Raw genomic sequence first — 13,049 nt, 5'->3', positions numbered from 1 at the left:
AGCAATAAACAGCTTCTTTTTGCTGTTGTTTGTTTATAAGATTTCGGACGACGAAGTGGGGTGGTACGTGGAAACGTACCACCCCTAGAATCCACCTGTTGTGCCGGTAAGAGACGTTATTTTGCGGGCCCAATACTTTCACGTTCTATAAAAACCGAGCGACAATAAATTGGCGTAGTGTTAACCGATGTCTTGTTGAGAATCCGCTCAATTAGGCGGTTTGCGGCAACCGCGCCCATGTCTTCACGCGGAATACGAATGGAAGTGAGCGGTATTTTCGTTGACGTATTCCCAGGAATATCGTCAATCCCGATAAGGGACACATCTCCGGGAATTTTAATGCCGTGTGCAATAAACAAGTCCATCAGTTCTATTGCCTGCAAATCGTTAAACGCAATGACTGCGGATGTGGGGTGTTGAATGTAGGAGCGGAACGCTTTTTTCGCGCTAAAAATATTTCCCCTAATGGTTCCAGTTATTTGGCGCAACCGTATTTTTTCACGCTCGCATATTGTTTTCAGCGATTGCCAGCGGAATCCATTTTGCCAGGACGCTTCCGGCCCAGAAATATACGAAAGCGAGGTATGCCCGAGTTCTTTTAATCGCACGACGGTAGCGTAGAGAGCGGGTCTATCGTCGCAAATAATGGCTTGAACACCACCCACTTCTCTATTCATAATAACCGTGGGTTTCATGGTGGCCACTTTTCGAATCGCGGAGTCGGAAATTCGTGCCATCGTGAAAATGAAACCGTCTACATGCGGGAGCATCCTCAATATAGTGTCCCGTTCAATATCGTAATTTTCCTTCGTAGTTGCCGTTAATAAACAAAAATTATTTTTGAGACACCTATTTTGCATACCATAAAGAAATTCGGCAAAAATGGGGTACTTTAAATCGGAGGCTAAGGTCATAATGGAGCCGTGTAATTTTTCTTCTTCTTGAGGTTCGAGCGCTTTCGTGCGATACCCAAGTTCATCGGCAATTTTCCGAACACGTTTTGCAGTGTCAAGATTAACCCGGCCCGGACGCGACAAAGCCCGCGACACCGTTGTGGGGTGACCCCCGCAATACGCGCCACATCATGTATCGTGATTTTTTTCGAATCCATCACGCACGCCCCTTTGCACTTACCCATATAATTTTATAGCTCAAGCAAAGCCGTTTGTACGGTTTATGGAAAATGATGGAAAATTCACCATAAATTAACCTCAAATAATATGCTAAAAATGACCGCAATGGTGAGGTTACCGGACGGCAATGATGCCGGTAAACCGCTTAAGCCCTTGTTATCAACGGAAGATAGGGGCGGAAGGAGTTTTCTTATGCGTTGGTTTGAGACGTTGGAAGATGGTTGGTTCTTTACCAAGGATAGTGTTGATGGTGTTCCTGCTTGTGGTGGGGATGGTTTTGTTTGTGTGAGTGTTCCTCATACGTGGAATCGTTTTGATGGCCAGGATGGTGGCGGTGATTATTACCGTGGGGCGTGCTGGTATGTTCGTGAGTTTATTCCTCAGGATCGCCCTGAGGGGTACCGCGTTTTTGTGGAGTTTGAGGGCGCCGCTAATGTTGCTGAGGTGTTTGTTAACGGAGCGCGTGTTGGTGAGCATGTTGGGGGTTATTCGACGTTCCGTTGCGATGTGACGGATGTGCTTGCCCAGGGTAAGAATGTGTTGGCTGTTCGCGTGTCGAATGAGGAGCGTAGTGATGTGTATCCTCAGATGGCTGATTTCACGTTCTATGGTGGTTTGTATCGCCCGGTTCACCTTGTGTATGTTCATCCGACTCATTTTGATGTGGAAACGTATGGCGGGCGTGGTGTGAGGGTTTCCTCTACTATTTCCGAAGCGGGTGCGGGTGTTGTGGATGTTCGTGCTTGGGTGAGGAATGCTGAGGCGGTGGATCAGGTTGTTGTTGAGATTTTCGACGACGAAGAACGCCTCGTTGGTGGGTTGACTCGTCCTGCAGGAGATGAGGTTTGGGGTGTTGTGGAGATCCCGGATGTTCGTTTGTGGCAGGGTGTGGATGATCCGTATTTGTATCGTGTGCTTGTTTCGCTTGTTCGTCATAATGAAGTGATGGATACGGTGGAGTTGTATCACGGTGTTCGCGAGTTCGAGTTTGATCCGCAGAAGGGTTTCTTCTTGAATGGTGAGTTGATGCCTCTTCGTGGAGTATCGCGTCATCAGGATCGTTTGGGTGTGGGTAATGCGTTATCCTTTGATGATCATGTGGAAGATTTCTTGATGATTCGTGAGTTGGGTGCGAACACGGTTCGTCTTGCTCACTATCAGCAGTCCCAGGATGTCTATGATTTGTGTGATCGTCTTGGTTTTATTGTGTGGGCTGAGATTCCGTTTATTTCGAAGATGAATCCGGATCCGGCTGCTCACCAGGATTGTATTAACCAGTTGCATGAGTTGATTTACCAGAACTATAACCATTCCTCGATTCTCATGTGGGGTATTTCTAACGAGATCCTTATTGGTGGGGGTAGTGAGAAGCTGTCCGAGAATCTTCGGGAACTTCACGCCCTGGCTAAGCGTCTTGATCCTAGCCGTGTGACAACAATGGCTCAGGTGTCGAATACTCCTAAGGATAGTGACCATAACCAGATTACTGATATTTTGAGTTATAACCATTACTTCGGGTGGTATACGGGTGAGCTTGAAGATAATGAGACTTGGTTGGATTCTTTCCACGCAATGCATCCCACCCGTTCGACAGGCCTGTCCGAGTATGGGTGTGAAGGGATTATTTCCTATCACAGTGATGAACCCAAGCCTGGGGATTATTCGGAAGAATATCAGGCGGTCTATCACGAACACATGTGCAAGATTATTGAAGAACGTGACTGGTTGTGGGGAACCCATGTGTGGAACATGTTCGATTTCGGTTGCGATGCTCGTGACGAGGGCGGGGTGAAGGGCCGTAATAATAAAGGCCTGGTCACGTTTGATCGCAAGATTAAAAAAGATGCCTACTTCATCTGCCAGGCGTATTGGTCGGATGAACCCATGGTCCATATTTGCTCCAAGCGTTATGCCAAGCGTGCGACAGATGAGATCACGGTGAAAGTGTATTCCAACCAAAGCGAGGTCACCCTCGTCGTCGATAATAAAGAATTTGCGACGATATCCGAAACCGATAACGCAAACCGTCACGTGTTTATCTTCGAGAATGTTCCTCTCGAGCAAGGTTTCACACAGGTATCCGCGTTTGCCGGTGAGGTTGTGGATTCAACCGCGTGGGAAAAGGTGGCAGAACCATTCGAGCCCTACACGTATGTTGACCCCGAAGGCGGGAACATCGTCATGAACTGGTTTGACGACACCTCCCAAGAAGGCCTACCCGCCGACGCACCCTACAACCACAACTACTACTCCGTCCACGACACGGTATCCGAAATTATCAAGAACCCCGACGCTTCCGGAATTCTGACGAATGCCGCGTCGAGCATGTCTGGTATGCGTTTGAAGGCAAGCATGTTGGGGATTATGGGCAACAAGTCAATCCTTGAAATGTTTGACCAGATGAAAGCAATGTTCGAAAATATCGACGATTTCGACGGCAAAGTTTCTTACCTGAATATGGAACTGCAAAAAGTCAAGAAAGACTAAGTAGATTCCATACGGTAAAAATCATCCCAAGTAGTTCTCCACAGTCCCTTTGATGAAGCAGAATTACACAATTTTACATAAAAAATGGTGTGCGGGTTCCTCTCCGGTTTCCCGCACACCCTAATCCCAACGAATGGAGAGATATGAGTGCAAACACTCAGCAAGCAAAGGCTGTAAAGCCTTTCGGCATTAAAGACAAAGTCGGCTACATGTTCGGTGACTGGGGAAATGACTTTATGTTCATTTTTGCCAGCAGTTTCCTCATGATTTTCTACACCAAGGTGATGGGAATTCATCCTGGGGTTGTGGGAACCTTGTTCCTTATCGCACGTATTATTGATGCTTTTGCCGACGTAACGGTGGGTGTCGTCGTCGATAGGGCAAAAAATCATCCAAACGGGAAGTATCGCGTCATTATGATGCGTATGGCCGCGCCGACGGTTATTTTCTCCTTCCTCATGTACCAGACATGGTTCGTGGAGTCCTCCATGAGCGTGAAAATTATTTACATGTATGTCACGTACATTATCTGGGGTATTCTCTACTCCTGCGTGAACATTCCCTACGGCTCCATGGCCTCCGTGATCTCCTCCAAGCCTGAAGATCGTACCCAGCTGTCCACCTTCCGTACAGTGGGTGCTACCTGCGCCATGCTTATTATCGGCGTTTTGGGTCCGATGATCATTTACGTCAAGGACGAAAATGGTAACCAGATTATTCGCGGCGGTGAAGGTTCCAACATCTTCATGTGGGTATCACTCATCTTCGCTATTGCATCCTTCCTCTGCTACTACATCTGCTACGCGATGACAACAGAGCGCGTGAAGAAGGACCCGGAAGAAGAAGCGCACGAAGATCGCTCCATCACAAAGATGCTCCTTGGTGCATTCCAGTCTCGTTCCATGGCAGGTATTATCGGTGCCGCGATTGCCTTGCTGATGGCGATGCTGTTCTTGCAGCAGATGTCAAACTACCTGTATGCGGATTACTTCAGCAATAAGGCCATGCTGATTACGGTCAACCTTATCTGCTCCGTGATGACATTCATTATCGCTCCGTTCGCAGGACCTTTGGCGAAGCATGTGGGGCATAAGGTTATGGGTGCCGTAGGTTCGTTAATTGGTTCGGGTTGCATGTTTGTTGCCTACCTCATCAAGACGGATAACGTGTATGTGTTCTCTGCTCTATACATTGGCTCCTTCATCGGTATTGGTTTGTTCAACATCGTTATTTGGGCAATGATTACCGAAGTTATCGATGATATTGAAGTAAAAACCGGTATGCGTGAGGACGCGACATGCTACTCTGTGTACTCTTTCGCCCGTAAACTCGGGCAGGCTTTTGCCGGATGGTTCTCCGGCGCGGCCCTCGGATGGATTCACTACAAGGTTGGTGCTGAAGTCGTGCAGTCACAAGAGACTCTTAATGGGCTCTACATGTACGTGACACTCTTGCCCGCTATCTTCTTCGGCGTCATGGCATTGCTTATTATCTTTATCTACCCGCTGGGTAAGAAGCGCGTCCAGGAAAACACCCTGGCGTTGAAGGAAAAGCGCGGCGAATAAGTAATCAAAGACGATAAACGCTCGGCAGATGGGTTGGTTGTGGTAATGCCTCTAATGTCTACCTCTTTGCCAAATATAGGTGTTGAGATGCCCTAAGAAGTATCGTGTACGAAGAATGTAGCTGAACTACAAGATACATAGTTACATGAAGTGCCCTGGGAGTCCCGTAAAATATGTGGGATACCCAGGGCACTTCGCTTGTTGTTTTCCTGCAGTTTTTGCCCTATCGACGGGGTGCCGGGCGCGGTAAGTAGCCGTCGTCGTACAAAAAATCATGTCCGCAACTCGAAAGTTACGGACATGCCTTGTTAACGAAACGACGTTACATGTGTAAAAAAGTTGGTTTAATGTGCTCGACGCTGAAGGCGACCCGGCTCCAACAGGAGAACCGCACGCCCTTCGAGGCGAATCCAGCGACGCGAAACAAAATCAGCGAGGGACTTGTTGACGGTTTCGCGTGAAGCACCAACCAAATGTGCCAACTCTTCCTGCGTTAAATCGTGGGCAACATACATGCCCTCGGCTGTGCGCTCACCGAAACGTTTGGCCAAATCGAGAAGTGCTTTGGCGACGCGCCCGGGAACATCGGAGAATACAAGATCTGCGAGATTTTCATTTGTATTGCGCAGGCGCTTCGCCATTTCGCGCAACATCGACATGGCGAGTGTCGGGTGAGTCTCAAGGAAGGCGCTCATGTCCTTGTGCGAAAGGGAGAATAAGTGCGTAGGAGTAATCGCTGTGACTGAAGAGGAACGTGCCCCTAAGTCGAAGAGAGAAAGTTCGCCAATGATTTCTCCCGGGCCAAGGACTGCGAGAAGATTTTCGCGCCCGTCGTCTGATGTGTGACTAAGCTTCACTTTGCCTTCGGTAATGACGTAGAGGCGATCGCCTTTATCGCCTTCGTGGAAAAGGGATTCCCCGCGGCGAAGGGAAGTTTCTGTAAGCATTCCACCCAGTTCTTCCAAGCTGGCTTCGTCCATCTCCCAGAAAAGAGGGACGGTTCTTAGAACCGTGGTATCCATATCTGTTTCCTTCTTTTGCGAATGACATAATTAGGTCTCACATCACATTTTGCCATTAATTGAGGCAACTTTCATAACACTCGCTGAAATTTGTGTGAATAAATGTATTTTTTGACGTTAAAAATAGGGGCCATTTACGCCTGGGGGACGTTGTGAATAAAAAAGATAAGGTACGACGAATGAGGGGCGTGTGTTGTGCGGGTGGAAAAGGGCGGAATTTTGCGGGTTTAAGAACAAGGGTATTCTCATTATGTGAGACGCGCTCAAAAGGCGACGAGAAGGGTGAGGCGCGCATTCACCGTCGTAAATGGAATAGTTCTAAAATATGCCGATAGAGAAAATCCCCCGGTCTGCGCGTAAAAACGCAACCGGGGGACATCGAGGGAAAGCTAGGCCGAACGTCCGAGGTGCTAATGCAATGGGGCGACTCCGGCGTATAACTGCGCCGGGCTAGGACGTGCGTTCCAGGAGTTAATCGTCGGTACCGGTCAAGGCACGTGCGGTTTGCGCGGTGGCGCGTGTTTCTCCACGGCGGCGTGCTCCATGTGCGGCGAAACCTATGGCAAGAAGCATTGCTCCGAAGATGACGAAACCGCCAAAGGAGATATCGCGGGAGAAGTGGTGGACGAAGTTTTCCGTCGTCGTATTAATCGTTGATGTTGGGCCTTCTAAACCGGAAAGAGCTGTACTAATTTTCACGCCAATCTTGGGGAAAATGAGGAAGAAGATGCCACCGAGCATAATGCACCAACCCCACAGTTGCGTTCCCAGCGTGGAGCGGCGCGCAAGGAGAGCGATGAGGATAACGAGGGCGACCCCGCCAAGGAGTTCGAATACCGCGGCGTAATTCACGGAGGCTGCTTCCAGTGCGCTAGGACGGGAAATTTCAAAGCGAGCAATGGAATCGGAGAGCACATACCAGGTTAGAGGGGTGAGAAGGAGGGTGACAAGAGTGACCCACAGATGCGTCCAGAGGCGCTTTTTCGGAGCTGCGGGAATTGCTTCGCCGTCGGAGTATTCTGCCCAGCGTGCGGCTACATCCGGGGTTAAAGGCTTTGCGACGGGTGCGGAATCGATTTCCGCCCGGCGCGCCTTGGAGACAGGCTTACTTTCTTGAGCCGGAGGTGTTTCAATTTCAGGAGGTGTGACGGCAACGCCCGCAGCCTGCGCCAAATTTACGTATTCACGGTTTGCGGTGGGTTCATCTACACCGTAGGAATAATCAATATTCGTGTCGGAAAAACCGTTTGTGATTGAGGTGCGAACAGGGAAATCGTTCTGTTCTGAGGTGGTCTGCGCGTTGAGAGAGCGAGGGTCTACGCCGGGTGTAGACCCGCCGGTTTTCTGGGGCCTCGGCGCGGATGCCGATGAAGGGATGGCGGAATCTGTGGGAGCTACGTCTCCGTCAATGGCGGGAAGGTTCACACCGGAATCTGTTGAAGCGCCACTTAGTGTTTCCTCGACGGTTGTGCCTGCTGGGTTTGTGCCTGCGGGATTTGTGCCAGCCACTACGAACGGGCGAGTTGCGGACGGTGCTTCGGCATCAAAGGAAGAAGTAGCTGACCGCCACTCTGAGCTAGCAGAGGATTGACGATCAAGGTCATCAATAGGAAGCGGTGGAAGCTGAGAAGTTTGTGTGTCGGAAAAATCGGCTGAAGGTGTGGCGCCCGACGTCGGATACGCCACTGTTTCCTGCTGTTCCAGTAAATCTTCCCCGATGGGTTCGAGAATTTCTTCGTCGTCGAACCGCTGAGGTTGCCCAGAATTATACGGATTTTGGGGAGTGGACACGGTGCTGCTCCTTTATTCAATGAACGCCTTAGCTAAATGTGAAAACAGTGAATTACATCAGTGTGTTTCATAGTTATGCATATTTTACAACGAAAAAGTTGGAAATATAGGGGTCTTTTGCGGTGAGTTGCGGGGAGGGGTGGGAGGTGGTGGCCGCTAGTACATTTCCACATCGAGTGTGGAGAGTTGTGGAAAAGCCTTTATCCACAAGTTGCTAGAGATTCCACGTTATCCACAATTTCGTCGTACCACCACATAAGGACGACGAAGGTGCGCAACACTAGGCACATGGCTACTGAACCTCATCATCTGATTACTCTTTACGCACCAACGGACGCGGTGCGCTCAGCCGTGTGGAACGTGATGGAGCTTGCCGGGGTGAAACCTGCAATTTTGACGTCTCAGCGGGCTCCTGGCGGAGTGTTGCAACTGGTTGAAGTACGTGCCGGCAAACCTATGGTTCGTGCTCAATTCCATCCCCTGTATGCGCCGTATTTAGCGGAAGGGAGCGTCGATATTGTGCTTCCCGAACAAGAGGAGGATTTGCTGGAGCTCGTTGTAGCTGCCGGGTCAACCCAGCGCGGGAAAATTATTGGCGTTGTGGGCGTTAATGGAGGCGTAGGGGCCAGCGTTACGGCGATATGGTTGGCAAAAGAAATTCGGGAAAGCGCAAAGGCGCAAAAGGTTGTTGGGTTTGGCGGTGCGGCTGGGTTTGGCAGTGGCGCGGGTTATGGTTCGGGCGAGGCTACTAGATTTGGTGACGCGGGGTATGGCGGCGTTGGTTCTGGTGGCGCTGGGTTTGGCGGGGTGGCTACTTCTGGCGCTTTACGCCAAGGTTACGGCCACGCTACAGGAGATTCGCACACCTCCATGATGGAAGAAACCGTGTGCCTTGTTGATATGGATTCGAGCGGGTGGGGGCTCGAAGGATACTGCGGCATAGAGGACGCGCCGGGTTTGAGATGGCAGGACATACGCGAAGAAGACGGAGTTCTCCTTCCGGGCAGAGTGTCGGCTGCGCTTCCCCGCGCGCTCGGAATTCCTATTCTCACAGGAGATGAACGCGGGGGCGTTCCCGGGCGAGGGGACGTAGGACGATGGGCACTTGATGCCCTCTCCCAAGCATTCACCATAACCATTGTGGACTTACCTCGTGAAGCTCTATGGGGGCACAACCCGAGCATGACAACCTGGAAAAACTGGTGTGACGTGCTCATCCTCCACAGCGGGGAATCATATCGTGAATTCATGGCTCTCGAACAGGCTGTGGCGCGGTGTGAAGAGGACGGGGGAGGGCGGCCGCCGATTTTGAGGTGCGCGGCGCTTGGGTCGTCACTTGGGATGGGGGCGGCGTGGTCGGAAAAATTGGGCCGCCCGGTAAGAGTCATTAGGAAACTTCGAAATTTCACGCAAGACTGCGAGCATGGCTTGTACGTCGGACATCGTCGTCGAAGCACAACGGCAAAAGATATTCGGGCACTCATGAAAGACGTCTTGGCATGAGAACAACAAGAAACTCCACTATGTCCAAGGAAACAGATAAATTAGGCGCGGCGAAAGTATTCGCAAACCCCGGACGGCATATGCCGAGCACAACCAGTTCGCCCGTCGCCCACTACATACCAGACGTATCCACCGTCGCCCACTACATGCCAGACGTATCCACGGTGCAACATCGAGATGAAGGCTCACAATCCAAAGTTGCAGATATTCGTCGCCACCTCGCACAGGGGAAAAATTACGCAGAAGTCATCTCACAAATCCAACCCTTCGCTGTAGGAGCCAAAAAACTCCTCGGATACGCAAACGACATAGAGAACATCGCTGGAGGATTAGGAGCCCAACTACACAAGCTCGTTAACTCCCCAGACGTCACAGATATCCTCATCAATGGCACGCGCGGGGTATGGGTAGATAGAGGAAATGGTGTTATCGTCGACGAAGAACTTAGCGCACACGTGGCGCGAGAAGAAGACATCCGCGCACTCGCTGTTCGCCTCGCCGCGCAAGCTGGCGCACGGTTAGATGACGCGAGCCCCATTGCTGACGCAACTTTTGGCGACGGAATACGCCTTCACGCCGTGCTCGCACCCCTTGCTGAAGAGGGAACATGTATTTCTTTACGTATCCACCGGCCGGTAGGTTACACCCTCGACGAACTCGCAGAACGAGGAAGTTTCAACGCGGATATTGCTCACGTGCTACGTGGATTTATTCACCAGAAAGCAAATGTGCTCATATCGGGTGCAACTGGGAGCGGTAAAACAACGCTTCTTTCAGCACTTCTCAGCGAAGTTCCTGCACATGAACGCATTCTTGTTATTGAAGAGGCGACGGAACTTCGCCCGCGCCACCCGCACATTCTGCATTTGCGTCCCAGGCAAGCAAACGTCCAAGGAAGTGGCGAAATCAATCTCAGCGACATTGTTCGAGCAGCCATGCGTATGCGCCCGGACCGCATTATTTTGGGCGAATGTCGAGGAACAGAAATACGAGACGTTCTTAGCGCGCTCAACACCGGACATCAGGGAAGCTGGGGAACAGTTCACGCAAACTCCGCACACGACGTGCCTAACAGGCTAGTGGCATTAGGGGCGCTCGCGGGCATGAGCGAAAACATGGTTCGCGCCCAGGCGTGTAGCGCATTCGATGCGGTTATTCACGTGGCACGGCACGGGCAAAAACGCTATATTGCGCAGATATCTCTCGTGGAATCCGACGGAGAAAAACTTCGCTGTGTGCCCGCACTTGAAGTCAATGCGTCTGGGGAAAGCGCCATATATCCGGGGTGGGAAACGATTCATTCCCGTTGGGCAGGTGGTGTGCAGTGAAAACCTTAATAATCCTGGTTTGCATACTAGCTAGTTGTCTTTCATGGATATATGCTCCACGGTCTGGCGGATTACCTGTGTCCCGTCGTCGAAAACCGTTTTCTCTGAACCACGTACCTCAATCCCGCGAGCTTCGTGGTTCAGAGAAAACAATCGACGCACGCTCAGTTTTTCCCACCCGTTTGTGGCGACGCTCCAGCAAACAAGCCACAAAAATTGACGTCGGCATGCTTGTTGCGGAAACTGCGACGCATATGGAAGCCGGAAGTAGCATGAAGGAAGCGTGGAGCTACACGCTACACCACCGCGGACTGGGCATCCCGGAAGAACACGTGCTCGATAGACACGGCGTCCCGCCTATTTTGCGCCGACTATGGGAAGAACATGAGAACCGCGGCACCTTATCGTGGCTAAGAAAACGACGCCACACAAAGGACAACGGCATCCTCGGAATCCCCGCAATTATCGCAATATGCCGCCTGAGTTACCAACGCGGAGCACCCGCCGTGACAATGCTAAATTCCTGCGTGCAAGGCCTGAGCGAGAGTGCCCGCGCCGCCTCTGAACGTCGCATTGCCATAGCAGGCGCTATGTCCTCCGTTAAATTATTGGCGATCCTCCCATTTTGTGGCGTTTTTCTTGGCTACGCCCTGGGCGCAAACCCGTTGAAGTTTTTATTTACCTCGCCACTGGGGGTGGCGTGTTTCGTCGTCGGAACTCTATGTGAAATATGCGGGTTGTTGTGGATTCGCAAGCTCGTAGAAAGGGCGAAAAAATGGGATTCCTAATGTTCACTGCGGTTTGCGTGTTTCTCGCCTGGATATATCAGCCGAAGCCTTATACGCCCGATCCACCCCAAAGTTCCGTTTTTTCGTCAACAGTTTTTTCTCTACGACGACGGACGCAGCGTGGCGTACAGAAAAACCAGGGAATGCCACCCCTTGACAGCGCAATGTTGGCAGATCTTATGCGGGCGAGTTTAGAATCTGGGCATTCGATACCGGGTGCTTTGAGTGCTGTGGATTATGCCTTGGCGGAAGAGCAGGAACCCTTGGGGTTAAAACGCACGGCGTCCCTTCTCCTCCTTGGCGGAAGTTGGGAGGAAGCCTGGGAGCATGTTCCCAGCAGAGCCAACAAAATGAAAGATGCACTATATCCGGCGTGGCAGAGAGGCTCTTCCCCCATGCCCCTTTTAGAACGAGCTGCGAAAAGCATTAGAGGCCGGCGAAGTGAAGAAACGAGGGCTGCCGCTGCACGTTTAAGTTCGCATGTGACGTTGCCTCTAGGGTTTAATTTTCTTCCAGCTTTCATCTGTTGGGGGATTATTCCCTTGATTTTTTCTACAGCGCAGGAGGGTTTTTATGGGTAGAAGAAACTAGTGAAACCGTGAATTCTGGCGTGAAAGTAACGCAAAATCGGGGTGTATGAACTCGTGCAATGCGATACGAAATAATGGCAAAACAACATCATATAGCGATGTAAAAACAACGCTATAAAGCAAGGTTGCGAACAAAGCAATAAAACAACGTACATCTTCATTTGGGGTACGTGACAAAAATACATAAACCACATCGGAAGGAAAATCATGAATAGCGACATACTGTATCTTGGACGAAACGACCTCAATGGCGTTATGCCCGCATCCTCGGAATCGGGGATGACAACATCGGAATACGCAATAGGAACAGTGGGAGCTTGCGCAATTGCAGGAATTCTTATCTGGGCCGCCCGCCAGGATTGGCTACGTGAGTTAATCGCTGGAATGTTTAAGAAGGCATTCTCGGTTGCGTGATATGCGAACCCTCAACCGTCGAAAAAACGGCATGGTTGACCACGGGGAACAAGGCATGGTGACGAGCGAAATTGCCATGGGGTTAATGGTTTTATCGCTCGTTATCATTCTGATGCTTGGCGTTATTCGCGCGGGAATTGAATACGGAAATGTTCAAGAACAAAGCCGTGAAATTGCTGTGCAGCTAGCGCGAGGGAAAAGTCCTGCACAAGCACACAGTGGAATACCCCCGCATGTTCATGTCGAATATGAGGATAACGGAACATTCGTGACGGTGCGCGTGCGTTCACGTATCCAGCTGCCTTTCCCGGTGAATATCAGCGGAAGCACGCAAGTAGAGAAAGAGGGGTTGAGCGAAAAGGGAGGGTGAATGAGAAAAACTGTTTCAAATAGGCGGTGAAAAGATGCTATGAGAGGAGGCGCGGAAA

11 protein-coding genes are annotated in these 13,049 nt (G+C 50.8%); 8 read left to right on the top strand and 3 right to left on the bottom strand.

The features are described from left to right. Positions 1–116: 116 nt before the first annotated feature. Positions 117–1,037, bottom strand: coding sequence for a LacI family DNA-binding transcriptional regulator (locus G445_RS0105315; RefSeq protein WP_169511068.1), 921 nt, complete (start codon positions 1,035–1,037; stop codon positions 117–119). A gap of 201 nt (positions 1,038–1,238) precedes the next feature. On the opposite strand from G445_RS0105315, the gene G445_RS0105310 reads away from it, so the two are divergent. Both G445_RS0105310 and G445_RS0105305 read left to right on the top strand, forming a co-directional pair. Next, positions 1,239–3,620 carry a glycoside hydrolase family 2 protein gene (locus tag G445_RS0105310; protein ID WP_211210510.1) on the top strand — a complete coding sequence of 794 codons (2,382 nt, stop codon included), beginning with the start codon at positions 1,239–1,241 and terminating at the stop codon, positions 3,618–3,620. A gap of 143 nt (positions 3,621–3,763) precedes the next feature. Then, positions 3,764–5,185 (top strand): MFS transporter, encoded by a 1,422-nt coding sequence (locus tag G445_RS0105305; RefSeq protein WP_022866514.1) that lies wholly within the window; start codon positions 3,764–3,766, stop codon positions 5,183–5,185. 344 nt (positions 5,186–5,529) lie between these two features. On the opposite strand, the gene G445_RS0105300 is transcribed toward G445_RS0105305, so the two are convergent. Together G445_RS0105300 and G445_RS0105295 are read right to left on the bottom strand one after the other, a co-directional pair. Further along, positions 5,530–6,207 carry a Crp/Fnr family transcriptional regulator gene (locus tag G445_RS0105300; RefSeq protein ID WP_022866513.1) on the bottom strand — a complete coding sequence of 226 codons (678 nt, stop codon included), beginning with the start codon at positions 6,205–6,207 and terminating at the stop codon, positions 5,530–5,532. A gap of 471 nt (positions 6,208–6,678) precedes the next feature. Further along, on the bottom strand, positions 6,679–7,998 hold the full coding sequence (locus G445_RS0105295; RefSeq protein ID WP_022866512.1) for a hypothetical protein: 1,320 nt from the start codon (positions 7,996–7,998) through the stop codon (positions 6,679–6,681). A gap of 288 nt (positions 7,999–8,286) precedes the next feature. Between G445_RS0105295 and G445_RS0105290 the strand changes: the two genes are divergently transcribed. The 6 genes from G445_RS0105290 to G445_RS0105265 all read left to right on the top strand — a co-directional run bounded on the left by G445_RS0105290 (position 8,287) and on the right by G445_RS0105265 (position 12,991). Continuing rightward, positions 8,287–9,501 (top strand): hypothetical protein, encoded by a 1,215-nt coding sequence (locus tag G445_RS0105290; protein WP_022866511.1) that lies wholly within the window; start codon positions 8,287–8,289, stop codon positions 9,499–9,501. Further along, the gene (locus tag G445_RS09885; protein ID WP_306718312.1) at positions 9,498–10,829 is read left to right on the top strand and encodes a TadA family conjugal transfer-associated ATPase; all 1,332 of its coding nucleotides are present in this window, start codon (positions 9,498–9,500) and stop codon (positions 10,827–10,829) included. Before G445_RS0105290 ends, G445_RS09885 begins: the two co-directional genes overlap by 4 nt. 77 nt (positions 10,830–10,906) lie before the next feature. Next, the gene (locus tag G445_RS10870) at positions 10,907–11,617 is read left to right on the top strand and encodes a type II secretion system F family protein (protein WP_022866509.1); all 711 of its coding nucleotides are present in this window, start codon (positions 10,907–10,909) and stop codon (positions 11,615–11,617) included. Then, positions 11,617–12,198 carry a type II secretion system F family protein gene (locus tag G445_RS09875; protein WP_169511067.1) on the top strand — a complete coding sequence of 194 codons (582 nt, stop codon included), beginning with the start codon at positions 11,617–11,619 and terminating at the stop codon, positions 12,196–12,198. Before G445_RS10870 ends, G445_RS09875 begins: the two co-directional genes overlap by 1 nt. A gap of 216 nt (positions 12,199–12,414) precedes the next feature. Then, positions 12,415–12,621 carry a DUF4244 domain-containing protein gene (locus G445_RS09870; RefSeq protein WP_022866507.1) on the top strand — a complete coding sequence of 69 codons (207 nt, stop codon included), beginning with the start codon at positions 12,415–12,417 and terminating at the stop codon, positions 12,619–12,621. Beyond that, on the top strand, positions 12,614–12,991 hold the full coding sequence (locus G445_RS0105265) for a hypothetical protein (protein ID WP_022866506.1): 378 nt from the start codon (positions 12,614–12,616) through the stop codon (positions 12,989–12,991). The genes G445_RS09870 and G445_RS0105265 overlap by 8 nt, the downstream gene beginning before the upstream one ends. Positions 12,992–13,049: the final 58 nt, after the last annotated feature.

Source organism: Actinotignum urinale DSM 15805 (assembly GCF_000420445.1).
GTDB classification, from domain to species: Bacteria; Actinomycetota; Actinomycetes; order Actinomycetales; family Actinomycetaceae; genus Actinotignum; species Actinotignum urinale.
The sequence above is the reverse complement of the archived record's forward strand: the minus strand, read 5'-3'. Positions and strand labels throughout refer to the sequence as shown.

Coding starts and splice junctions, on each gene's coding strand:
- G445_RS0105310 (WP_211210510.1), top strand. CDS start 1,239: ATGGTGAGGTTACCGGACGGCAATGATGCCGGTAAACCGCTTAAGCCC.
- G445_RS0105305 (WP_022866514.1), top strand. CDS start 3,764: ATGAGTGCAAACACTCAGCAAGCAAAGGCTGTAAAGCCTTTCGGCATT.
- G445_RS0105300 (WP_022866513.1), bottom strand. CDS start 6,207: ATGGATACCACGGTTCTAAGAACCGTCCCTCTTTTCTGGGAGATGGAC.
- G445_RS0105290 (WP_022866511.1), top strand. CDS start 8,287: ATGGCTACTGAACCTCATCATCTGATTACTCTTTACGCACCAACGGAC.
- G445_RS09885 (WP_306718312.1), top strand. CDS start 9,498: ATGAGAACAACAAGAAACTCCACTATGTCCAAGGAAACAGATAAATTA.
- G445_RS09875 (WP_169511067.1), top strand. CDS start 11,617: ATGTTCACTGCGGTTTGCGTGTTTCTCGCCTGGATATATCAGCCGAAG.
- G445_RS09870 (WP_022866507.1), top strand. CDS start 12,415: ATGAATAGCGACATACTGTATCTTGGACGAAACGACCTCAATGGCGTT.